Genomic DNA, 22193 nt, shown 5'->3' with positions numbered 1-22193 from the left:
AATTTCTGTGGTTATATGTTTATTTACGGTGAGTTAGATTAGATAATGACCATTATCATATTGTCTGAAAAATATCAGGCAAACTAACAGTAAAAAGAAAAGTCCCGAAAATTTCGGGACTTTTTAGTTAGGTATTTATTTAATCTTGTTCTTATTACTTGTAACCTGCTTAGCATTAAAACTCAGCGCTTTTAGGAAAACGAGGGAAAGCGATTACGTCGCGGATGTTGGTCATTCCTGTTACAAACAGTACCAAACGTTCGAAACCTAAACCAAAACCAGCATGCGGCGCCGAACCAAAGCGGCGAGTATCTAAATACCACCAAAGTTCGTCCTGAGGTACTCCCATCTCGTCCATACGCTGTTTTAATACCTCCATACGTTCCTCACGTTGCGAGCCGCCAATCATTTCGCCAATACCTGGGAATAAAATATCCATGGCAGCTACTGTCTTTCCATCATCATTTAAGCGCATGTAAAACGATTTGATGTCTTTTGGATAGTCGGTTAAAATTACCGGACGTTTAAAGTGTTTCTCTACCAAGTAACGCTCATGTTCGCTCTGTAGATCGGCACCCCAGCTATCAATCAGGTACTTAAATTGTTTTTTCTGATTAGGTTTTGATGCTTTTAAAATGTCTATTGCTTCAGTATAAGTTAAGCGCTGGAAATCGTTAGCTAAACAAAAATCAAGTTTTTCTAGCAAGCTCAGTTCGCTACGCTCGTTTTGCGGTTTTTGTTTTTCTTCCTCTAGCAATCGGCTGTTCAAAAATTCCAGTTCTTCTTTGCAGTTTTCTTTTGCGTAGCTGATCACATACTTCATCATGTCTTCGGCTAGCTGCATGTTATTTTCTAGATCTGCAAAAGCAACTTCTGGCTCAATCATCCAAAACTCCGCCAAGTGACGAGTGGTATTTGAGTTTTCGGCTCTAAAAGTTGGTCCAAAAGTGTAAATCTGGCCAAACGCCATGGCTGCAAGTTCACCTTCTAACTGTCCAGAAACTGTTAAGTTGGTTGATTTTCCGAAGAAATCTTCTTTAAAATCAACTGCTCCGTTTTCAGTACGAGGCGGATTATCGAAATCTAAAGTAGTTACTCTAAACATTTCTCCGGCACCTTCGGCATCACTTGCGGTAATTACGGGCGTGTGCATGTAAACAAAACCACGTTCGTTGTAAAACTGATGAATCGCGAAAGCTAATGCGTGACGTACCTTGAACACGGCGTTAAAAGTATTTGTCCTAAAACGCAAGTGCGCAATCTCTCTCAAAAACTCCAAACTGTGTTTTTTAGGTTGTAGAGGAAATTTTTCTGGATCGCTATCCCCCAAAATTTCCACTGTAGTGGCTTTTATTTCTACAGTTTGTCCTTTTCCTAACGATTCAACCAAAGTACCTACTGCTTTTATTGCAGCGCCTGTAGTTATTCTTTTCAACAAATCTTCGGCGGTATTATTAAAATCAACAACCACTTGGATATTACCCATGCATGATCCATCATTCAAAGCAATAAACTGATTATTACGGAAAGTTTTTACCCAGCCCATTACAGTAACTTCGGTGTTGAAGTCAGTTGATCTTAATAAGTCTTTAATTTGTTGTCTTTTAATCATATCTAGTGTATTATAAAAGTGGCAAAAATAAGCAATTGTCTAGTCATTTTACCTATCAATTAGCTAAAATTCATTTGACTTCTTAAATTTCCGATGAATATCGTTATGTTTGCTTAATCTTATTCTAAATAACGGTGGCGAGTTTACGTTCGTGGCTAAGTGCCAATCACATTATCGGTAATCCTAAAAAGTTTTCGCTGGAAGAAAGAATATTCAATACGTTTTGTTCTATCGCAGTAGTAGCTTTTTTCATCGAGATTTTTTTCAACTACTACATCGGACTAAAATATGTGGCTATCGTATGTGCTTTCGGGACTATTTTCGCCGCTTGTCTCTATTACATTTCACGTGTTAGGCGAAGCACAAAATTAGCTACGCGTAGCTTGGGCATCGCAGCAAACTTTACTTTTTTAGTCAATTATTTCCTTAATTCAGGGATACATGGCCCCAATTTATTGCTTTTTTGCTTGGTACTCCTGGTTACCATAGTTGTGGTTCCTAAAAAAGAGTTAGCGTTCTGGATTGTATTAAATATAACAACGGTTTTTGGAGTGCTTGCGTTCGAATACCTTGAACCTGATGCTATAAAAACGGCGTATGTTGATGAGCTTTCCAGGGTAATTGACTTTGCTGTAACTTACGGTGTGGCTGCGTTGCTAATTTGTTTAAGTATTAGTTTTATAAGAAACAATTACGATCGTGAGCGCAACGTTGTCAATCAAAAAAATGCTGAAATTGAAGCCCAAAGCTTTCGTATTTTGCAGCAAAATAAGGAGCTCGAGAAATTGAATTCCGAAAAAGCTAAGCTATTTTCTATTGTCGCACATGATATTAGATCTCCGTTGAGCTCAATTTTGGGTTATTTGGAGGTTTTGGCGGAAACCGAATTAAGCGAGTCGGAAAATGAACAAATTAAGCAAAAGTTATTACAGGCTACCAAAGACACGTCGGAGATGCTGTCCAATGTTTTAGCTTGGTCTAAATCGCAAATGGATGGCGCTAGGGTTGATATTGTTGCTGTCGATGTAGCTAGAGAACTTGAACGTGGCCTAAGTTTGGAAAAAAATATCGCCAGTAGGAAAAACATCAGCTTAAATCTGGATTTAGTTGATAATATATTTATTGCTGCTGATCTGAATATGTTTCATATCGTAGTGCGTAATTTAGTTAATAATGCTATAAAATTTACGCCCGACGGGGGGAATGTTTCCGTTTCGATGGAACATAATCAAGAGAATTGCTTTATCAAGGTAAAGGATGACGGTACTGGCGTTCCGGAACATGAACAGGAGGGTTTGTTCAAACTACGTGCCTTGTCCACTTTTGGTACTAATAACGAAAAAGGAGTAGGGCTAGGTCTGTTACTCTGCAAAGAATTTACCGAATTGCAAGATGGAAAGATTTGGTTTGAATCCAATCCAAAGGTCCAAGGGAGCACTTTTGTAGTCTCGTTCAACCTTTATGGTGTTTCAAAAGGCAGGGAAATATAATAAGCATCTTCAATTATATTAATCGTTCCTTTGTGCATTCCGATCAGGGTTTTAGCCATAAGAAATTTAGTGAATTGCAGGCGATGTAAGTCATGGTGCGGTAGCTTAATAATGAGCTGATCATCTATTGTCTCTAAAACAACCAATTGCCCCTTGTTGGAAGCTGCTGAAGTGATCAAGCAGTCAAAAGCGTGCCTCAGTCGACCTGCATCTGCATAAATGAGTGTTTGTTCGTTAGTGCAAACAAATTCTAAAAAGCGAGCTGCAGCTGCTTCTTTTAACAACTGATTTAAATCGACCTGGCTAATATTAAGTTTGAAGCTTTTATCATCTACGGGGAATACGGATTTTAAATGGTCCAAATTATCAAATAATCGCTTACTAGCATTTTCCAGTTTCCCCGCAAACTTCATAATCGTAGCTGGATCATCCGTTTTTCTTTTCAATAATTCCGAAGTAAGTGATATAGATGTAAGAGGGTTTTTTAAATCATGAACCGACTTATGTACAAAATCATTCAATATGTTAAGGAGTTTAGCCTGTTGTTCAAAATCAGCTATTGTTTCGTTAATTAACCTAACGAATGCATTTAATAAAGCCAGGTCGTTTTTCGAAAACTCAGAATTGTCGCTTTTAGCAATAGCGAAATATCCTGTCTCTTCACTATCCACTGATGGTAATTTTACGGCTGCATAATGTTTCTGTTCGCTATTGTTGGTCAATGGCGTACTAAACGATGATAATTCATTCAAATTTAATTGGTCATTATCAATAGGAGGAAAATGACTTTTGGATTTTTTAAAGGTTATTAAGTTTTCCGCAATATAAAAGTTGAAATCGATCTTTGAATTTTCGAAAATTATTAAAATAGGTTGTAATATTGTATTTATTTTAGTTTCTATCTGTTTTTCTATATTAATTTCACTCATTTATGTATTGTATCATTAATTTATGCTGTTTTTTTCTATTTTTTTAACCTGTTTGTAGAAATAATTTGAATTTATATGTTTTTATAAGTTTAAAGTTGCTATTTTTAGGTTTATTTTGTTTTTATTTGATTTTTAATTAAATTTTTAAATAAAAAATGTAAAAAAAGTTAAATTTTTATTTTAAAATTAAAATATTAGCTATATATTTGTTGTGTTCATACAAAAAAGTACATTTATATTTGGTTTGATTAAAGCTCTGGTTGGATGGCCAGAGCTTTTTCATAAAACAAATGAACTTAGAAAAAGATTTAAACTAAACCTAAACAACCTATATAAGCCGATCTATTTTTAGATTGGCTTTTTTATTACTAAATAAAATTGGAACTAGCGGTTTGATTTTCTGGTAATAATAATTGTATGCTCTTCTATCTCTGTAGCTGATCTTTTAAAGTTGACTTTTAAAATTTGCGCCGCCTTAAAGCCTAATTTTTCAATTTCATTGGTTATAGTTGCCAATTCGTAATAATAGAAATAAACTTTATCTCCAGAACTATTTGTTTTAAAACCAGATCGTGAATATTTTCCTTCTACAAAAGAAATGTAAAGTACACCGTCATCGTCAAGCAGTTGGTGGCTGTTTGAAATGAAGTGTTGAGTTTCGTTTAAGGACAGGTATGGGATGCAAAAGCCGGCGATAACTCCGTTAAATTTTGTTTTCAATTGATCAATTGCTCTTGCATCCATTACCTCAAACCTTGTGTTAGGGTTGTTTTGTTTAGCGAGTTCAATCATGTTTGGAGCAATATCTATCCCTAAGATTTCAAAGTTTGCGTTTTGATTAAGTATATACTTAGCAATATTGCCTGGGCCACAGCCAACCTCCAGAATTTTGGCATGCTTTCCAGTTAGAGCTTTACAGAAAGTATCATAAGTTTCGTTATACAAATCCAAGTGCATGAACTTTTCTTCATATATTTTCGCAACCTTGTTCCAAGTATTAAATGTTTCTTCGTACTGGCTCATGAATTAAATTTACATAAAACTATTGGTTTTAATATCCGCTCTTTTTAGCTAATCATGGCAACTAAGTCGCAAAAAAAACCAGCTGATTTCAGCTGGTTTTTGTAATAATATGAATTTTGGATTATGCCAATACTTTAGTTACTAAATCAGCTGCTTCTTTCAATAAAATTGCTGAGTAAACTTTCAATCCTGATTCGTCAATTAATTTTTTAGCTTCTTCAGCGTTAGTGCCTTGTAAACGTACAATAATTGGAACTCTAATGTCACCAATTTCTTTGTAAGCATCAATTACACCTTGCGCTACTCTGTCGCAACGTACAATACCACCAAAAATGTTAATTAAAATTGCTTTTACGTTAGGGTCTTGCAAAATGATGTTAAACGCCGCTTTTACAGTAGTTGCGTTAGCAGTGCCGCCAACATCAAGGAAGTTTGCAGGCTCACCGCCAGCAATTTTGATGATATCCATTGTAGCCATTGCTAAACCAGCACCATTAACCATACAGCCTACGTTACCGTCTAGCTTCACATAGTTAAGGTTGCTTTTTCCAGCTTCAACTTCAGTTGGATCTTCCTCTGTTACATCACGCATTGCAGCGTAATCAGCATGACGATACAAAGCATTCTCGTCTAAGTTTACTTTGGCATCAACAGCAATAATTTTATCATCACTAGTTTTTAAAACCGGGTTGATTTCAAACATCGATGAGTCAGTTTGATCATAAGCTTTATATAAAGCAGTAACAAACTTCACCATTTCTTTATGAGCAGCACCGCTTAAGCCTAAGTTAAAAGCAACTTTACGAGCTTGGAAACCTTGAAGACCAACTTTAGGATCAACTTCTTCTTTGAAAATCAAATGTGGCGTATGTTCAGCTACTTCTTCAATGTCCATACCACCCTCAGTGCTGTACATGATAATGTTGCGTCCAGCAGCACGGTCCAAAAGTACGCTCATGTAAAACTCCTTAGTTTCAGAAGGACCAGGATAGTATACATCTTGTGCTACTAACACTTTGTTTACTTTTTTACCTTCTGGGCCGGTTTGAGGTGTAATCAATTGCATTCCCAAAATATCCGTAGCTCTTTGCTTAACTTCATCTAAGTTTTTGGCCAACTTCACACCGCCACCTTTTCCTCTACCTCCAGCATGGATTTGTGCTTTAATCACAACCCAATCAGAGTTAAAATCAGTTTTCATTTGTTTAGCGGCCTCAACAGCTTGGTCAACTGTATCAGCAACAATGCCTTCTTGGATAGCAACGCCAAAACTCTTTAGAATTTGTTTACCTTGGTATTCGTGGATATTCATTTGATTATGATTTTTTTTCTTTATTGGTCAAATGGAGCTTACGGTTCATCTGATTAAAAATTTGCCCAAATCTACAATTTCAAATGCTTTATGCCAATAGTAATTTCATTTAAAATGTAAGTGTAGTATAAAAACTTGTTATTGGCGGTTTAGCACTTGGTTTAGGTGTGTTTTTCCATTCAAATTATGGATTACAACACCTCACCTGATCATTAAAAAAAAAACAGGGTTGGCATTTATTGCACAACCCTGCTTTTTTCATATTATCGATAAATAATTAAATAATTAACCATTAATCATTAACAATTGATCACTGTCTACTTCTTCATCATCTTTAAGAACGTAGCCAATTTTTCTTTCATTTCCCTTCGGTCAACAATGAAATCAAGGAAACCATGCTCCAATACAAATTCTGAAGTTTGGAAACCCTTTGGTAAATCTTTTTTTATGGTTTCTTTAATTACCCTTGGTCCTGCAAAGCCAATTAGTGCACCAGGTTCAGCAATGTTGATGTCGCCTAGCATCGCGTATGATGCCGTAACACCACCAGTTGTTGGGTCGGTAAGTAAAGAAATATATGGGATTTTAGCTTGGCTCAACAGCGCTAGTTTAGCCGATGTTTTAGCCATCTGCATTAACGAAAATGCTGCTTCCATCATACGTGCACCACCCGATTTTGAAATCATCAGAAAAGGAACTTTCTTTTTCAGACTGTAATCAATAGAACGGGCAATTTTTTCACCTACCACAGATCCCATTGAACCACCGATAAAGTTAAAGTCCATACAGGCAATCACGATATCTTCACCATCAATTTTACCATAAGCAGCCCTGATGGCATCTTTAAGGCCTGTTTTTTTGGTGGTTTCAATAATTCTGTCAGTGTAAGGCTTGCTGTCTATAAAATGAAGCGGATCGCCGGAAGTTAAATTAGCATCAAGCTCCGTAAACTCATTATTATCAAACAGTACGTGGAAATATTCTTTTGAACCTACGCGTAGGTGGTAGCTGCAGTATTGACAAACCCACTTGCTTTCTTGAAGGTCGGCACTGTGAAGGGCTTTTTTACAGTTTGGACACTTGTTCCATAAACCATCTGGCGCCTCTTTCTTCTCTTCGGTACTAGTGCTGATTCCTTTTTTCTCTCTTCTAAACCAAGACATGTGTATTTTTTAAAAATGCGACTACAAAGAAACGAAAAAAATAATTAACGCAAAGTGTTTTTAGTGGATAGGTGTAAGGGATTAGGTATTAGTGGTTAGGTATTAGGAGTTAGTGGTTAGGTATTAGGGATCAGTTGTTAGGTATTAGTGGTTAGTGGTTAGTTGTTAGTTGTTAGTTCGAGAAATGTAGTTGTCAATGCAGTGGAAGTATTTTTTGTTTTATGCATTATGTCATCCCGAGTTCCGAGGGATCTGTCTTACATATCAGGTGACAGGTATTAGTTATTAGAAGTTAGTTATTCGTTTTAGAAAAGCAGTTGCATTGCTGCTATTAAAGTACAGCCCCGCCAAACGCTCATACTGCGCTGCCTGCCCAAGGCCACGCTTGGCCTTAACCACATGGCCGGTATCCGCTAATGTCGGGTTTAAAATGTAAGTGCTGTGCAAAGGTTGAAGTGCTCAAAACCCGATTGCAGTGGAAATACTTTTTGAAGCAGTATGGTTGAAAACTTCTTAAGTTTTGCATTGCCGTTGACAAAAAGATTGCAACGAAAAGCGGGACTACAGGAACGTTTGGAAAACTGAAATTGCTTTCTAGTCAACAATCAACAATCAATAATCAATAATCAACAATCAAAAACCAATGAACCAATGCCCAATGGCCAATGAACCAAACAACCAGTCTTAGTGTACTTTTGACAATAAGTAAATTTTGATTACATTTGTGATTAATCAACGGTTGTTAGATTAATTTTCCTAACTTCGAAACATAATAAAACTAAATATAAAATGAGTTTAAAAGGCTACAAAGGCGTAATCCATGGTGCTGCAGTACAAGAATTGTTTGAGCAGGCCAAAAAACATCAATTTGCACTTCCAGCAGTAAACGTTACAGGAACCAACACGATTAATGCGGTAATGGAAACGGCAAAAGCGGTAAATTCGCCAGTAATTATTCAATTATCAAATGGTGGCGCACAGTTTTACGCTGGTAAAACCTTAAATAACGACAATTTACAAGCTTGCGTTTTAGGTGCGGTATCTGCAGCTAAACACGTACACTTATTGGCTGAACATTACGGCGTTGCAGTAATTTTGCATACGGACCATGCTGCAAAAAAGTTATTACCTTGGATTGATGGTTTGTTGGATCACGGTGAAAAATTCTTCGCCGAAACTGGAAAGCCTTTGTTTTCGTCGCACATGTTAGACCTTTCTGAAGAACCAATCGAGGAAAACTTAGAGATTTCTGCAAAATATTTAGAGCGCATGAGCAAACTAGGTATGACTATTGAAATTGAGTTGGGCGTAACTGGTGGAGAAGAAGACGGCGTAGACAATAGCGATGTAGATAGCTCGAAATTATATACTCAACCTAGTGAAGTAGCTTATGCTTACGAAGAATTGAGCAAAGTAAGTAATCAGTTTACAGTAGCGGCTGCTTTTGGTAACGTACATGGTGTGTACAAGCCAGGTAACGTTAAATTACAACCAATTATCTTAAAAAACTCTCAAGATTATATCAAAGAGAAATATAACTTAACTGCAGAAAAACCAATCAATTTTGTGTTCCACGGCGGTTCAGGATCTTCTCAAGAAGAAATTAGAGAAGCTATTTCTTACGGTGCTATAAAAATGAACATTGATACCGATTTGCAGTGGGCATTTTGGGACGGTATTTTAGGTTACTACAAAAAGAATGAGGCTTACTTACAAGGCCAAATTGGTAATCCAGAAGGTGATGACAAACCTAACAAGAAATTCTACGATCCACGTGTTTGGTTACGTAAATCGGAAGAAGCTTTTGTGGCTCGTTTAAAAGTGGCTTTTGAAGATTTGAACTGTATTAATGTTAACGATAAATTATAATCGATAATATTATATCTTTTTAGAGCCGTTGCATTAAAAATGCGGCGGCTTTTTTTATGAGTTTATATTTGGTTCATTATTATTATTGCCAATTTAGTTTATCTTAGGAAAGTGAAAAGCAACTAAGCATTGGCATACTGTGAAATTTATAGCTTAATGCTTTGCTCATTTCGCTCAGGGTTTTATTAAATTGAATTTGTATTGATGCTGTCTGCCTTCAAAAGCATTTTAACTAACGTAAAAAAAAATATCTACGAGCTAGTGTTTATTGAACAATGGCAACTGAGATATCGCTTTGTAGATAATGTATCTAATGTAATTGATACTGATTTTAAAAGCTATCATAAAATCATTCCTCCTAGAGATAGATTTTGGGCAGATCCATTCGTTGTAGCAAAAGAGGATAAACTTTATTTCTTTATCGAAGAGCTTGAATACAGAGATGGAAAAGGGTATATCGCCGTGATTGAGTTTGATCAAAATAGTCAAAAACAGGTTAGTCATAAGATTATAGAGCAGTCATATCACTTATCTTATCCTTTTATATTTGAGTGTGCAGGCTCATATTATATGATCCCAGAAAGTACGAGCAATAGAACTATTGAACTATATTGGTGCGAAGATTTTCCATTTAAGTGGAGCTACCAAAGTACTTTAATGCATAACGTAAATGCCGCTGATACGACAATAATATACCATAACGCTAAGTATTGGATGTTTACGTTAATAGAATCGCAAGAGAGCGAAAAGAGAAACGCAGACCTTCATATTTTTTATTGCGATGATATTCTTTCTGATAAATGGATGGCTCATGCGGCAAACCCTGTACTGGTTGACGTAGGCAGCGCCCGTCCAGCGGGTAATATTTTTGAAAGAGATGGGGTTTTGTATAGACCATCACAGGATTGTAGCAAGCGTTACGGCTGGGCATTGGTAATCAATAAGATTGTCACTTTGAATGAAGAGGAATATGTTGAAGAACTGATCCAGCACCTTCCTCCGAATTGGGAACGAGGTTTGCTAGCAACACATACGATTAATACAATGAAAGAACTAACGGTTATTGATGTACTTGTAAAAAGGCGCCGATTTTGATGATGTTTGGTAGTTTTTTAATTTATTGACAAATAATTTTTAAATATTTGTATTAAAAAATATTATGAGTGAAAGAAAAAAAGTTGGCTTTTTTGAGCGTTTCTCCAATGCTGCCACTAAATTTACCGGAAGCTCACCGGCCTTTATTATCGCAGTAACGATTGTATTGATTTGGGCGGTTACCGGGCCACTGTTTAATTACTCGGAAACATGGCAGCTGGTGATTAATACAGGTACAACAATTATTACCTTTTTGATGGTTTTTTTGATACAGAAATCTCAAAATAAAGACAGCAAGGCTATTCAGTTAAAATTAAACGAGCTTATTGCGTCACACGATAAGGCCAGTAACCGCATGGTTGATATTGAAGACTTAACCGAGGAGGAGTTGGATCAGTTTCACAAATTTTATGCGCTGCTTGCAAAAATGGCCGACGAAGAAACAGATATTCACTGTTCGCACTCTATAGATGTTGCTAAGGAAAATCATCAACGTAAGTTAAAAGGCGTTTACAGGTTAATGAAAGATGCCGAAAAAGAAGATTAAAACATAAGTTGAGCCAACTCTCTCACTTAATCTTGTAGTGCTTCTTTTTTGATTTCGGCAGCAATTAATTCTTTACTTACTGCTGCACCTGCCATGTTTCCACTGTATACAGCATTGGCTACCGACCGCATCATACTGGTATTATCGCCGCAGGCGTAAACGCCCTCAACAGTAGTTTTTTGAAAATGGTCTGATGCGATTAATCCTGCTTCAGTAAATTCACAACCCAATTGTTGAGGAATGCCACAGTGTTGCTCAAATTTGATCCTGGCATATACGGCGTTCAATTTTTCGGTACTGCCATCGGAAAACACTAAATGCTTTATTTTACCTTTATCGTGCACAATTTCTACGATTTCTTGTTCATTAATTTGGATTTCCTTATCAGCTAGCGACTGCTTTTGATCTTCGTTTAAAGCACATTTGCCGTTAGTAAACAAAGTGAGCTCTTTGGTCCAGTTCCAAAGCAATTTCGCAAACTCAAAAGCATCTTCTCCATTGCCAAGCAAACCTGTTTTTTGATTGCGTACTTCGTAGCCATGGCAATATGGGCAGTGGATTACGCTGATGCCCCAGCATTCGCTAAAACCTACGATATCTGGAAATTGATCTTTAATTCCATTGGCGAAAATCAATTTTTGTGCATGAAATACTTTGTCGTTTTCCGTTATTATTTCAAATCCATTAGCAGTTTGTTGTCCACTAATGGCAAAATCCTCCAACAATGTCACATTTTCATATGCTAACACTTGTGATTTCGCTAAATCGCTAATAGCTTTCGGACTTTGACCATCCTGTGTAAGGAAATTGTGAGAGTGCGGTGTTTGCCAATTACAAGGCTTCCCTCCATCAATAACTAATACGTTTTTTAGCGCCCTAGCTAAGGATAAAGCGGCTGAAAGTCCGGCATAACTGCCTCCAATAATAATCACATCGTATTCTTTTTGCATAACAATATCTTTTTCGGTTATTAACTAAACGAATTTAAGCATAGTTTTGTTATTGCAATTATGTTGCAATTAATATTTCAAATTGCTGACAAAGTATTTATTGGTTCATTAGTTCTTGAAATAACGAAACAAATTTACCCACATGTAAACCATCCGCAAGGCCGTGATGGATATGTATTGAAACAGCAAACTGCTGAGTGCCATCTTTCTCTATCATTTTGCCAACTGATATTTTAGGGGAGCTGTCAGGAAAGCTGAAGCTACGAGCGTGTGATAAGGAAGTAAAATTAACCCATGGAATAGCGGAAAAGTGCATGTCGCAGGAGCCAGGCTGTGCAAGTTTTAAGCCTTCTGTTTGTTGAACTTCCTCTATGGCCTTTTTTGCATTAGCAATGAAGGTTTCTTCGTTAGTATGGTAATCAAAGTAGGCAAAACCAAAAGTGTCATCTTTTCTATTGATAGTGGTAGAAACGTTAATTTGATCGTGAATAACAATATCTTCTCCTTCAATTCGGTAGCGAAACTCCTCTATTTGGTTAGCAGCCTTCATAGCTCTGTACAGGTAATACAAAAAAAATGATTGGTCCAATTTTTTCGCTTTAGCGTAAGCCGTGGTACAATCAATGTTTACCACAACGCCAAAAAAGGGCTCTTCAAACTGACTAAAAAAACGGAAATGATCTTTACGCTTCCAGGTATCTATATTGATTTTTTTCATTTTACTTAGGTGTTAATTATAGCTGTACAGACTGATAATGTGATGTTTGATATATCAAGGAATCTAAACGTGTAATCCAGAAATCGGTAACTTTTATAACAAATTGATGATTTGATCCATACTGTTTACGGAATAAAAATTTGGATGGTCAATAGGTTCATCGTGTATTTCATGTTGCCAGGTGGTATGGTAAGGCACTTCCACGGCAAAGCCATTAATGGCAAGCACAGGCAAAATATCTGATTTTAACGAGTTGCCAACCATTAGGAAATTTTCAGGTTTACAATCCAAGTGTTTGATCAGTTTCTGATAGTTTGCTGGCTTTTTATCGCTCATGATTTCGATATGATGGAAATACTTTGCCAATCCAGATTTTTCCAATTTCCTTTCCTGATCTAATAAATCACCTTTGGTGGCCATCACCAATCGGTATTTGCCGAACAGGTGCGAAAGCGTTTCTTCAATGCCGTCCAGCAAAATTACTGGCTTTTGAAGCAGCTCATGACCTATTTTAAAAGCTTCGTCAATTAACTTACTACTGAGGTTTTCTGGATAAAGTTGATGCAATGTTTCTATCATACAAAGCATGAAACCTTTGATGCCGTAACCATACATCGGTAGGTTTTTCATCTCAATTTCAAATAGCAGTCGGGTCACATCGTTAGCACTTATATTAGCTATAAGTTCGCTAAATTTCTGTTCTGCCTCCCTAAAATATTCCTCGTTTTTCCAAAGGGTATCGTCGGCATCAAATGCTATCGTTTTGATTTGATTTTTCATCGTTTATCTTTGTGGTGCTGCAAAAGTGGCTTAAATTTTAGAAGTATAAAAGGACAAATGTCCTAAGGCAATGTTAAGAACCAACCACGAGTTTCTATCTTATATTGAAGAGTTGTATCAGAATGATACCTACAAGTCTTATATCAAAGTGCAGCAGTTGGCCGCTGATACCCAACTTTTAACACAAGGTGAACGCATACATCAAATTTTTATCATCAAGGAAGGCATAGCGAAATGTTTTTTCTCCGAAGAAAATGGGAAAGATTATATCTTGGAATTTTTGGGAAATGGTGAAATATTAGGCGAGATAGAAGCGATTAGAGAAATGCCATGTTTATGCAATGTAGCTGCGGTGACCACGCTAGAAGTTTATAGCATATCCATTAAACTGTTTAACGATTTGATGGATAAAGATATGCGACTAAATAGGTTGCTGTTGAAGGAGTTGGCCGAACGCATGGTGAATACCTCTAGCAGGGCTTCATTTCAGCAACTTTATACCGTTGAACATGGTTTGGCGAAACTATTGGAACTACGAGAAAAACAGCAACTACAACTCAGTAAAGAAGACATGGCTGCATATTTGGGCATTACGTTAAGAAGTTTGAACAGGGCTTTGAAAGGAATTAACTTCCATTAAAAATATGCGTTGAAAATAACATCGCTTCCTGCCATTTCTCCATATTTAAGTGAGGAGTTAAGCCTTGTGTAGCGAGGTAGTCGATCACATCTTCCGTTGCAATGTTGCCTGTTAAATCATCTGCAGCCATGGGGCAACCACCGTAACCCCTTAAAGCACTATCCATACGAGTACAACCTGCCTCAAACGCTGCCGCGATTTTTTCTAAACGTTGCTGTGGCGTGCTGTGTAAGTGTAAACCAAATTCAATGTCTGGAAATTCGTTGACTAGGGGAGGGAGGATTGCTTTGATTTTTTCGGGAGTGGATACACCAACTGTATCAGCAACAGCTATAATTTTTGTTCCTCTTTTAACTAATTCTTCAGTCCAGTGGGAAATGATATCCGTATTCCACTCATCTCCGTATGGATTACCAAAACCCATAGAAAGGTAAATAACGGCTTCCTTTTGATTCTTATCGCAAATTTCGAGCATTTGCTCAACAGTTACCAATGACTGTGCGATACTCGAATTGGTATTGCGCTTTTGAAAGGTTTCGGATATGGAAAAAGGAAATCCTAAGTAGCTAATTTCTGTATGTTTAACTGCATTTTCAACCCCTTTTAAGTTCGCTACTATGGATAATAATTTAGTTTTATTGCTCAAGTCTAGCTGAGCTAAAACCTCTTCTGTATCTCTCATTTGAGGTATCGCTTTCGGTGACACAAAACTTCCGAAATCCAAAGTATCAAAACCTACTTGAAGTAACAGATTGAGGTAGGCAACCTTTAACTCGGTTGGCACAAAATCATGCAAGCCCTGCATGGCGTCACGAGGGCATTCAATCAATTTGACAGGGTTAGACTTTTCTGTTTTTGTATTCATCATAATCGGTAAGCGCTGCGGTATAAGTGCCTTTCATGTAAGGAGATGATATCAAGAAATCGGCAGTAGCTACGTCGCAAGCCATAGGGATATTCCAAACAATGCCAACACGCAATAGCGCCTTTACATCAGGATCATGCGGTTGTGCTTCCATCGGATCCCAAAAGAAAATGAGTACATCAATTTCGCTCTGAGCTATCAAGGCACCAATTTGTTGGTCGCCACCAAGCGGGCCGCTCAACAATTTTTTAACTGGGAGCTGTAAGTTTTCTTCCAGAAGTCTACCAGTGGTTCCCGTTGCTACTAAGTTGTGAGAACTCAGTGCTTCTCGATTAATTGTAGCCCACTTAATTAAGTCATCTTTCCTGTGATCATGCGCCACAAGGGCAATGGTTTTATTCGCTTGAAGCTGTTTCTGGGTCATGTATTCGCTTGTATTCTTTATAAGGTTTAAAGGTTCTGATGATTAAACGTGTACCTCTGTCGTAACTAAAGTAGCTCCAAACCCAATTTACAAAAACCACTAATTTATTTCTGAAGCCTACTAAAGTCATTAAATGTACAAACATCCACGTAAACCAAGCAAATATTCCTTGAAATCTTATTTTATTGATATCAACTACCGCCCTGTTTCTTCCAACAGTAGCCATAGCACCTTTATCGAAATATTTAAAAGCTGTGGTTGGTTTATTTTCAATGAGGTTAATGATATTTTTTGCCAGATGTTTGCCTTGCTGAATGGCCGCTGGTGCAACTCCGGGGTGACCATTTGGAGTTTCTGGAGTGATCATCGCCGCTACATCGCCAATGGCAAAAACGTTTTGGTAACCTTCCACCAAGTTGATTTCGTTCACCTTTAATCTATTGCCGCGAACTACCGATTCGGTGCTTAAGCCATCGAGTACAACGCCTTTTACACCTGCACTCCAAATTACAGTTGCTGAGCCAATTTTTCTGCCGTCAACCAACGAAAGTGTTTGCCCATCATATCCTTGTACTCTGGTTTCGGTGTAAACGGTTACGCCAAGCTCTTCCAAAAACTGTTTTGATTTTTGTTGTGCCTGTACCGACATGGCGCCAAGTAGCTCTGGTGAACCTTCAATAAGATAGATATTTACTTTATTTAAATCTAATTCTGGATAATCATTTTTAAGCACATGCTTTTTCAATTCTGCAATGGCTCCAGCGGTTTCTACACCGGTTGGCCCGCCACCAACTACAACGAAGTTTAACAGTTCGTTTTCCTTAACGGGATCTTTCGCAATAATGGCAGCTTCTAAGTTTTGCAGAATTAAGCTCCTTAAGTTAAGCGCCTCCGGAATAGATTTCATCGGCATGGCATTTTGAGAAATCTCCGTTTGGCCAAAAAAGTTACTAGTTGATCCGGTAGCGATTACCAGATAATCGTACTCGCATTCGCCAATAGTAGTTTCTAAACGGTTAAGTTCGGGAATAACTTTTTTCACTTCCGTTACTCTAAACTTAAGGTTTTTTTGACCTTTGAAAATCTTTCGGATAGGAAAAGCAATGGAGTCAGCTTCTAATCCGCCTGTTGCTACTTGGTAGAGTAGTGGCTGAAAAGTGTGGTAATTATGTTTGTCAAGAATAACAATGTCAACATTTTGATGTTTCAGCTTTTTTGCCAGCTCAATGCCGCCAAAACCGCCACCAATAATTACAATTTTCTTTCTCTTTTCCATAGTAAATAAACTAAGTAAAGGCCCATTTGGTTTGCGGTAAATATAGTGAATTGCTTTGTTGGATATTTAGTTGTTTCGTTTTAGTTGCGTTATTTAATTGTAATCTGTTTGGTTTTATAAATGCGTATAAAAAACAAAGGTCCCGAATAACTCCGGGACCTGTTGATTTATAATTTGGTTTTTAAGTTCTACTTAGTAGCCTTATCGTCGTTTGATAAGTCGATTACGATTGGCGTAGAGATACATAATGATGAATAAGTACCAATGATACGGCCAATTAGTAATGCGAAGATGAAACCACGAATGCTATCGCCACCGAAAATAAAGATCACGATCAATACGAAGAATACCGATAATGAAGTTAAGATGGTACGGCTTAACGTACTGTTCAATGCAAAGTTGATTAACTTGTTGCGTTCTTCGCCATAAGCATCATCTTTACCAGTGTGTGCTAAACGCTCACGGATACGGTCGAATACGATTACTGTTTCCGTCATGGTGTAACCCATTACCGTTAAAATTGCCGCGATAAAATCTTGACCAATCTCTAGAGGGAAAGGAAGCACGCCATCTAAAATGGTGTAGAAAGAAAGTACTAAAAGCACATCGTGGAATAATGCGATTACCGCACCTAAACCATATTGCCATTTTTTGAAACGTACCAAGATGTAAATAAACATCACTAAACAAGAGAACAATACCGCGTAAACTGCGCTAGTAATGATATCGCTTGCTATAGTTGGTGTTACTTTTTGTGAACTTTCAATGGTATATTTTGCACCCATCCCATCTAAGCCTTTACGTAAAGCAGATTCTACTACTTTATCAGCATCAGCCGCTTGATCATTGATATGGTAAGGTGTAGTGATTTTTAATGAGTTATCAGTTCCGATGGTTTTTACCAAAGCCTCTTCGCCTTCAAAATTGGTTGAAAGGGTTTTAGCAACATCTTCAGTGTTCATTTGCTTGTCGAACTTCACCATGTAAGTTCTACCACCCTTGAAGTCAACACCTAAGTGTAAACCGCCGTTTTTAAAGTACATGCCGATACCAGCGATGATAATTACACTTGAAATCACATAATATAACTTTCTGCGACCAACAAAGTTGAAAGCTAAGTTTTTGAATGCGTTTCTAGTCATGCTATTATCGAAAGTGATATTCGATTTTTTCTCCATCATTGATTCGAAAATCAAACGAGAAATTAATACCGCTGCGAATAGTGAAGTAACGATACCCACACATAAGGTAGTAGCAAAACCTTGTACTGGTCCAGAACCGAATACGAATAGTATAATACCTAAGATGAATACAGTAATGTTAGAGTCTAAGATAGAAGACATCGCATGTTTGAAACCTTCTCTGATTGCCACGTTAGTTGATTTGCCTAACGCTAACTCTTCACGTACACGTTCAAAAATTAGGATGTTGGCGTCAACCGATAAACCGATGGTTAATACGATACCTGCGATACCAGGAAGTGTTAATACTGCACCAAATGCAGCTAAAACGCCCATGATAAAGAATACGTTGATCAACAAAGCAATGTTGGCCACCCAACCAGCTTTATTGTAGTAAAATGCCATGAAAGCAAGAATTACTACGAACGCTAATACGAAAGATAACAAACCGCTGTCAATAGCTTGTTGACCCAATGAAGGACCTACAACGAAATCCGAAACGATTTTAGCAGGAGCAGGTAATTTACCAGCTTTCAATACGTTCGCTAAATCTTTAGTGTCTTCAGCAGTGAAGCTACCAGTGATTGAAGAAACACCGTTAGGAATTTCGTTTTGTACAGTAGGGGCTGAGTAAACCGTGTTATCTAATACAATCGCAATTGCTTTTTTGTTATTAGGATCTGCTGACGCTTCAGCAGTCATTTTTTTCCATTTTGCAGCACCTTCACTAGTCATGAACATGGTCACATCAGGATTGTTCTTTTGATCGAAACCTGCACGAGCGTTAGCTACAGCATCACCGCTTAAATCAGGGCGGCCATCCAATGAAGTAACTTTAATAGCATAAAGTTCGAAAGTTTTTGAACCAGCTCTAGGTTTTAATCCCCACATGAACCTCATGGTAGTAGGAACTAAAGATTTGATTTCTGGTTTAGCTAAGTAAGCATTTACTCTAGCCGTATCTTTTTGTTGTGCAAAACCAACTACCGGACCAGGGATGAACTGTTGTTGTCCGTTAGCATCCATGCCAACTGGTAAACCTAAAACAGCAAATAAAGGATTATTTTTTTGCGCCTCAGCAGCTTTTGCATCTTTAGAAGTGTCGGCAGGTTTAGCTGTAGTACCTTTTGTTAAACCAGCTAATTTACCGCCTTTAGCAGTTGTATCAGTCACTGCCGCTTTAGCAACAGTATCTTTTAAAGTTGAAGCAAGGGTTTTATTGATGTTATCCAACACAGGATAAACTTCCTGAGATTGGTAAACTTGCCAAAATTGCAATTCAGCAGAACCTTGTAATAATTTACGAACACGTTCTTTATCCTGAATACCTGGCATCTCGATGAAGATCCTGTTAGAACCTTCTTGTTTCTGCATGTTAGGACTCACAACACCAAAACCATCAATACGACTACGTAAGATGATGAAAGATCTGTCGATGGCGCTAGTAGCCTCTTTGCTTAAATAAGATTTAACTTCAGAGTTGCTTGCAGTTGCTTTTAACTGTGCCGAGTTATCCTGATTAGCGAAGAAATCAGCCAACTTTCCATTAGGAACAAGTTTTTCATATTCGTTTACAAACAATGAGATGAAATCTTTTCCACCTGCATTCATTTGCGTTTGCGCATTTGACAAGGCTTTATTGAAATTCTCGTCAGAAGTATTGTTAGCTAATGATTTAGTCAACTCCGCCAAAGAAATTTCCATGGTAACGTTCATACCACCTTTAAGGTCAAGACCTAAATTGATTTCTTTGCCTTTTACTTGCTGATAGGTAAGGCCCAAAAGAGGATATACCTTTTCGGTAGCCATCGAGTCTAAGTATGCTTTTTCTTTAGCTTCATCGCCTTTTGCAAATTCCTTAGCCTTTTTCTCTACGTTGTAAGTAATGATGTTGAAAGAAAGTGAATACAGACAGACAATACCCAAAAGTATCGCCATAAATTTTATAAAACCTTTACCTTGCATTGTTTGTTTAAATCTATTTTATAATAAGCTGTTTTTTAACAAGTCGGCAAATCTAATTATTTTTTTAAATAATAGAACTGCTAAATGTAATTTTATTGGGATGTGGAAATTATATTAAGCCACAGGGGCACAAATGATTTTAATTGCAGTGCCTATAGTTCATCTCATGTATTTGCGGCAACCTTAGCGCCGCTCCAAAGTTGAAAAAGTATAAGCGAATTTGTTTTTTTCGTCGGGCAAATGATCTTCTTTCCATATTTCTACCCAAGTTTCGTTGTCCAATTCTGGGAAAAAAGCATCTGCGTCAAATTCTTGGTGTACACGGGTCAATTCAATTTTATCGCAAAGCGAGGTAGCTTGCCTGTAAATCTCAGCTCCACCAATAATGAATGCCTGTTCTTCGTTTTGGCACAATTCCAATGCTTGATCTAAAGAGTTCACCACTTCCACGCCATCCAATTTTAAGTCTGTTTGTCTGGTGATAACGATGTTTCTTCTGTTTGGCAATGGTTTTCCAATAGAATCGTAAGTTTTACGTCCCATGATGATGGTATGCCCAGAAGTAATATTTTTGAAATGCTTTAAATCGGCAGGTAAGTGCCAAAGTAACTGGTTATCCTTGCCAATGGCGTTATTTTCTGCTATGGCGACAACTATGGTGGTTTGGTTCATTCTTTCAGAGTTGCGTCATTGCGAGGCACGAAGCAATCTTAAAGCGCAAGAGATTGCTTCGTGCCTCGCAATGACGATATAATTTATACCGCTACTATCCCTTTAATATGTGGATGCGCTTCGTAGTTTAACAATTCGAAATCTTCAAATTTGAAATCGAAAATATCTTTCACCTCAGGATTGATTTTCATGGTTGGCAATGGTTTAGGATCTCTGCTCAACTGTAATTTTACCTGCTCTAAATGGTTGTTATAAATGTGGGCGTCGCCAAAAGTGTGAATGAAATCGCCAGCTTCTAAGCCACAAACCTGTGCCACCATCATCGTTAACAAAGCATAAGAAGCAATATTAAAAGGTACGCCTAAAAATATATCCGCACTGCGTTGGTACAGCTGGCAGCTTAACTTGCCATCGGCTACGTAAAACTGAAAAAAGGCATGACATGGAGGGAGTGCCATGTTCTCAATTTCAGCTACGTTCCAAGCAGACACGATAATTCTCCTAGAATCCGGATTATTTTTAATGGTGTTGATGATTTGAGTAATTTGGTCAATATGGCCACCATTTGGGGTTGGCCAGCTGCGCCATTGCGAGCCGTATACAGGTCCCAAATTTCCATTTTCATCGGCCCATTCATCCCAGATACGAACGCCGTTATCTTTTAGGTACTTAATGTTGGTATCGCCCTGCAAAAACCAGATCAACTCATGGATGATAGATTTCAAATGCAGTTTTTTAGTGGTCACCATCGGGAAACCCTCTTGCAAATTGAAACGCATTTGATAACCAAATACGCTGATGGTACCCGTTCCCGTTCTATCGTGTTTTTGTGTGCCGTTATCAAGCACATGTTGCATCAAATCTAAATACTGTTTCATAACCCCAAACCCCTAAAGGGGCTTTTAAAAAGTGAAACACAAATCTAGCTATTAAAAATCAACCTCGTATTTATGTTTTTCAACAGTGTTGATGATTGTTAGAATTCTATGATCAAAATCGAGATTTTATCTTCAAAATCAACTAGATTTGCTAAACCATGATGTTCAGAAAAATAGTACGTTTCGTTGTTTTAAGTAGTTTGTTTTTCACGGCAAGCTTTGCTCAAACTGTTACGCCACAAAAGCTTTCGGATGCAGGTATTGCAATTGTTAACCCAGCTATAGTTTACGATCCAGCTTATGTAAAATTGAAGTATCCTGGAGGAGATGTGCCTGCAAATACTGGCGTTTGCACCGATGTAGTGATACGTGCTTACCGTAAATTAGGTGTCGATTTACAGCAAGAAGTACACGAAGATATGAAGGCTAATTTTGGTTTGTATCCAAAAAACTGGGGACGCAAAACTACAGATAAAAACATAGACCACAGACGGGTACCTAATTTAATGGTTTTCTTTAAGCGCAAAGGCAAAGTAAAACCGATTACTAAAAATGCAGCAGATTACCAACCGGGAGATATCGTATGTTGGGATTTAAACGGCAGGCAGTTGCACATTGGTTTGGTGGTTGACAAAAAATCTAGTGATGGCAAGCGTTATCTTCTTGTGCATAATATTGGAGGAGGGCAGGTTGCTGAAGATATTTTATTCGCTTGGAAAATTATTGGGCACTATAGTTATAGGTTATAGTGATTTACGAGTCACGATTTTAGATTTGTAAGTCTGAAAGTTTGGTGCTCTTCGT

At 37.6% G+C, this 22193-nt stretch carries 20 protein-coding genes; 6 read left to right on the top strand and 14 right to left on the bottom strand.

The genetic code is table 11. The annotated features are described in order from the left end of the window. Positions 1 to 175: 175 nt before the first annotated feature. Positions 176 to 1612, bottom strand: a complete 1437-nt coding sequence (gene asnS, locus ACY2A0_RS01230) for an asparagine--tRNA ligase (RefSeq protein WP_461787822.1) — start codon at positions 1610 to 1612, stop codon at positions 176 to 178. A 134-nt stretch (positions 1613 to 1746) separates the two neighbouring features. Here asnS and ACY2A0_RS01225 point away from each other — a divergent pair, with 134 nt between their 5' ends. After that, complete coding sequence (locus ACY2A0_RS01225; protein WP_461787821.1) at positions 1747 to 3102, top strand: sensor histidine kinase; 1356 nt, start codon at positions 1747 to 1749, stop codon at positions 3100 to 3102. Here the strand turns inward: ACY2A0_RS01225 and ACY2A0_RS01220 are convergent. From ACY2A0_RS01220 to accD, 4 genes are all read right to left on the bottom strand, one after another. Next, on the bottom strand, positions 3072 to 4031 hold the full coding sequence (locus ACY2A0_RS01220) for a sensor histidine kinase (RefSeq protein ID WP_461787820.1): 960 nt from the start codon (positions 4029 to 4031) through the stop codon (positions 3072 to 3074). The genes ACY2A0_RS01225 and ACY2A0_RS01220 overlap by 31 nt on opposite strands. A gap of 384 nt (positions 4032 to 4415) precedes the next feature. Beyond that, the gene (locus ACY2A0_RS01215) at positions 4416 to 5054 is read right to left on the bottom strand and encodes a class I SAM-dependent methyltransferase (protein WP_461787819.1); all 639 of its coding nucleotides are present in this window, start codon (positions 5052 to 5054) and stop codon (positions 4416 to 4418) included. A 121-nt stretch (positions 5055 to 5175) separates the two neighbouring features. Beyond that, positions 5176 to 6366 carry an ADP-forming succinate--CoA ligase subunit beta gene (sucC, locus tag ACY2A0_RS01210; protein ID WP_113639438.1) on the bottom strand — a complete coding sequence of 397 codons (1191 nt, stop codon included), beginning with the start codon at positions 6364 to 6366 and terminating at the stop codon, positions 5176 to 5178. A gap of 317 nt (positions 6367 to 6683) precedes the next feature. Continuing rightward, positions 6684 to 7529 (bottom strand): acetyl-CoA carboxylase, carboxyltransferase subunit beta, encoded by an 846-nt coding sequence (accD, locus tag ACY2A0_RS01205; RefSeq protein WP_461787818.1) that lies wholly within the window; start codon positions 7527 to 7529, stop codon positions 6684 to 6686. Between the two features lie 789 nt (positions 7530 to 8318). Here accD and fbaA point away from each other — a divergent pair. From fbaA to ACY2A0_RS01190, 3 genes are all read left to right on the top strand, one after another. Then, positions 8319 to 9398 carry a class II fructose-bisphosphate aldolase gene (gene fbaA / locus ACY2A0_RS01200; RefSeq protein ID WP_461791207.1) on the top strand — a complete coding sequence of 360 codons (1080 nt, stop codon included), beginning with the start codon at positions 8319 to 8321 and terminating at the stop codon, positions 9396 to 9398. Between the two features lie 204 nt (positions 9399 to 9602). Next, positions 9603 to 10493 (top strand): glucosamine inositolphosphorylceramide transferase family protein, encoded by an 891-nt coding sequence (locus ACY2A0_RS01195; protein ID WP_461787815.1) that lies wholly within the window; start codon positions 9603 to 9605, stop codon positions 10491 to 10493. 64 nt (positions 10494 to 10557) lie between these two features. Then, a complete protein-coding gene (locus ACY2A0_RS01190) occupies positions 10558 to 11040 on the top strand; it encodes a low affinity iron permease family protein (protein WP_461787814.1) in 483 nt (160 codons plus the stop codon). Positions 11041 to 11066: 26 nt separating this feature from the next. On the opposite strand, the gene ACY2A0_RS01185 is transcribed toward ACY2A0_RS01190, so the two are convergent. The 3 genes from ACY2A0_RS01185 to ACY2A0_RS01175 all read right to left on the bottom strand — a co-directional run bounded on the left by ACY2A0_RS01185 (position 11067) and on the right by ACY2A0_RS01175 (position 13488). Further along, positions 11067 to 11990, bottom strand: coding sequence for an NAD(P)/FAD-dependent oxidoreductase (locus ACY2A0_RS01185; RefSeq protein WP_461787813.1), 924 nt, complete (start codon positions 11988 to 11990; stop codon positions 11067 to 11069). Between the two features lie 97 nt (positions 11991 to 12087). Next, the gene (locus tag ACY2A0_RS01180) at positions 12088 to 12708 is read right to left on the bottom strand and encodes a CatA-like O-acetyltransferase (protein WP_461787812.1); all 621 of its coding nucleotides are present in this window, start codon (positions 12706 to 12708) and stop codon (positions 12088 to 12090) included. A gap of 93 nt (positions 12709 to 12801) precedes the next feature. Then, on the bottom strand, positions 12802 to 13488 hold the full coding sequence (locus ACY2A0_RS01175) for an HAD family hydrolase (protein WP_461787811.1): 687 nt from the start codon (positions 13486 to 13488) through the stop codon (positions 12802 to 12804). Between the two features lie 70 nt (positions 13489 to 13558). On the opposite strand from ACY2A0_RS01175, the gene ACY2A0_RS01170 reads away from it, so the two are divergent. Then, entirely contained in the window at positions 13559 to 14128 is a 570-nt protein-coding gene (locus tag ACY2A0_RS01170) for a Crp/Fnr family transcriptional regulator (protein WP_461787810.1), read from the top strand. Here ACY2A0_RS01170 and ACY2A0_RS01165 read toward each other — a convergent pair. The 6 genes from ACY2A0_RS01165 to ACY2A0_RS01140 all read right to left on the bottom strand — a co-directional run bounded on the left by ACY2A0_RS01165 (position 14115) and on the right by ACY2A0_RS01140 (position 21389). Further along, a complete protein-coding gene (locus ACY2A0_RS01165; protein WP_461787809.1) occupies positions 14115 to 14996 on the bottom strand; it encodes a hydroxymethylglutaryl-CoA lyase in 882 nt (293 codons plus the stop codon). The genes ACY2A0_RS01170 and ACY2A0_RS01165 overlap by 14 nt on opposite strands. Beyond that, positions 14968 to 15417: a methylglyoxal synthase gene (locus ACY2A0_RS01160; protein ID WP_461787808.1), complete on the bottom strand. Its 450-nt coding sequence runs from the start codon at positions 15415 to 15417 to the stop codon at positions 14968 to 14970. Before ACY2A0_RS01160 ends, ACY2A0_RS01165 begins: the two co-directional genes overlap by 29 nt. Then, on the bottom strand, positions 15389 to 16693 hold the full coding sequence (locus ACY2A0_RS01155) for an NAD(P)/FAD-dependent oxidoreductase (protein WP_461787807.1): 1305 nt from the start codon (positions 16691 to 16693) through the stop codon (positions 15389 to 15391). Before ACY2A0_RS01155 ends, ACY2A0_RS01160 begins: the two co-directional genes overlap by 29 nt. 188 nt (positions 16694 to 16881) lie before the next feature. Next, on the bottom strand, positions 16882 to 19839 hold the full coding sequence (gene secDF / locus ACY2A0_RS01150) for a protein translocase subunit SecDF (protein ID WP_461787806.1): 2958 nt from the start codon (positions 19837 to 19839) through the stop codon (positions 16882 to 16884). Positions 19840 to 20022: 183 nt separating this feature from the next. Continuing rightward, positions 20023 to 20511 carry a dihydrofolate reductase gene (locus ACY2A0_RS01145; RefSeq protein ID WP_461787805.1) on the bottom strand — a complete coding sequence of 163 codons (489 nt, stop codon included), beginning with the start codon at positions 20509 to 20511 and terminating at the stop codon, positions 20023 to 20025. A gap of 83 nt (positions 20512 to 20594) precedes the next feature. Next, entirely contained in the window at positions 20595 to 21389 is a 795-nt protein-coding gene (locus ACY2A0_RS01140; protein ID WP_461787804.1) for a thymidylate synthase, read from the bottom strand. 158 nt (positions 21390 to 21547) lie between these two features. Between ACY2A0_RS01140 and ACY2A0_RS01135 the strand changes: the two genes are divergently transcribed. After that, positions 21548 to 22138, top strand: a complete 591-nt coding sequence (locus tag ACY2A0_RS01135; RefSeq protein WP_461787803.1) for a DUF1287 domain-containing protein — start codon at positions 21548 to 21550, stop codon at positions 22136 to 22138. Positions 22139 to 22193: the final 55 nt, after the last annotated feature.

Origin of the sequence: Pedobacter sp., assembly GCF_965249885.1 — a bacterium.
Lineage (GTDB): Bacteria > Bacteroidota > Bacteroidia > Sphingobacteriales > Sphingobacteriaceae > Pedobacter.
This window is presented reverse-complemented; position numbering and strand designations above follow the sequence as displayed.

Excerpts from the sequence above, each read along its gene's own strand:
- ACY2A0_RS01160 (WP_461787808.1), bottom strand. The coding sequence starts at position 15,417 with ATGACCCAGAAACAGCTTCAAGCGAATAAAACCATTGCCCTTGTGGCG.
- ACY2A0_RS01145 (WP_461787805.1), bottom strand. The coding sequence starts at position 20,511 with ATGAACCAAACCACCATAGTTGTCGCCATAGCAGAAAATAACGCCATT.
- ACY2A0_RS01170 (WP_461787810.1), top strand. The coding sequence starts at position 13,559 with ATGTTAAGAACCAACCACGAGTTTCTATCTTATATTGAAGAGTTGTAT.
- ACY2A0_RS01215 (WP_461787819.1), bottom strand. The coding sequence starts at position 5,054 with ATGAGCCAGTACGAAGAAACATTTAATACTTGGAACAAGGTTGCGAAA.
- secDF (WP_461787806.1), bottom strand. The coding sequence starts at position 19,839 with ATGCAAGGTAAAGGTTTTATAAAATTTATGGCGATACTTTTGGGTATT.
- ACY2A0_RS01140 (WP_461787804.1), bottom strand. The coding sequence starts at position 21,389 with ATGAAACAGTATTTAGATTTGATGCAACATGTGCTTGATAACGGCACA.
- accD (WP_461787818.1), bottom strand. The coding sequence starts at position 7,529 with ATGTCTTGGTTTAGAAGAGAGAAAAAAGGAATCAGCACTAGTACCGAA.
- ACY2A0_RS01180 (WP_461787812.1), bottom strand. The coding sequence starts at position 12,708 with ATGAAAAAAATCAATATAGATACCTGGAAGCGTAAAGATCATTTCCGT.
- ACY2A0_RS01185 (WP_461787813.1), bottom strand. The coding sequence starts at position 11,990 with ATGCAAAAAGAATACGATGTGATTATTATTGGAGGCAGTTATGCCGGA.
- sucC (WP_113639438.1), bottom strand. The coding sequence starts at position 6,366 with ATGAATATCCACGAATACCAAGGTAAACAAATTCTAAAGAGTTTTGGC.
- ACY2A0_RS01155 (WP_461787807.1), bottom strand. The coding sequence starts at position 16,693 with ATGGAAAAGAGAAAGAAAATTGTAATTATTGGTGGCGGTTTTGGCGGC.
- ACY2A0_RS01190 (WP_461787814.1), top strand. The coding sequence starts at position 10,558 with ATGAGTGAAAGAAAAAAAGTTGGCTTTTTTGAGCGTTTCTCCAATGCT.
- ACY2A0_RS01195 (WP_461787815.1), top strand. The coding sequence starts at position 9,603 with ATGCTGTCTGCCTTCAAAAGCATTTTAACTAACGTAAAAAAAAATATC.
- ACY2A0_RS01220 (WP_461787820.1), bottom strand. The coding sequence starts at position 4,031 with ATGAGTGAAATTAATATAGAAAAACAGATAGAAACTAAAATAAATACA.
- ACY2A0_RS01135 (WP_461787803.1), top strand. The coding sequence starts at position 21,548 with ATGATGTTCAGAAAAATAGTACGTTTCGTTGTTTTAAGTAGTTTGTTT.
- fbaA (WP_461791207.1), top strand. The coding sequence starts at position 8,319 with ATGAGTTTAAAAGGCTACAAAGGCGTAATCCATGGTGCTGCAGTACAA.
- ACY2A0_RS01175 (WP_461787811.1), bottom strand. The coding sequence starts at position 13,488 with ATGAAAAATCAAATCAAAACGATAGCATTTGATGCCGACGATACCCTT.
- asnS (WP_461787822.1), bottom strand. The coding sequence starts at position 1,612 with ATGATTAAAAGACAACAAATTAAAGACTTATTAAGATCAACTGACTTC.
- ACY2A0_RS01165 (WP_461787809.1), bottom strand. The coding sequence starts at position 14,996 with ATGATGAATACAAAAACAGAAAAGTCTAACCCTGTCAAATTGATTGAA.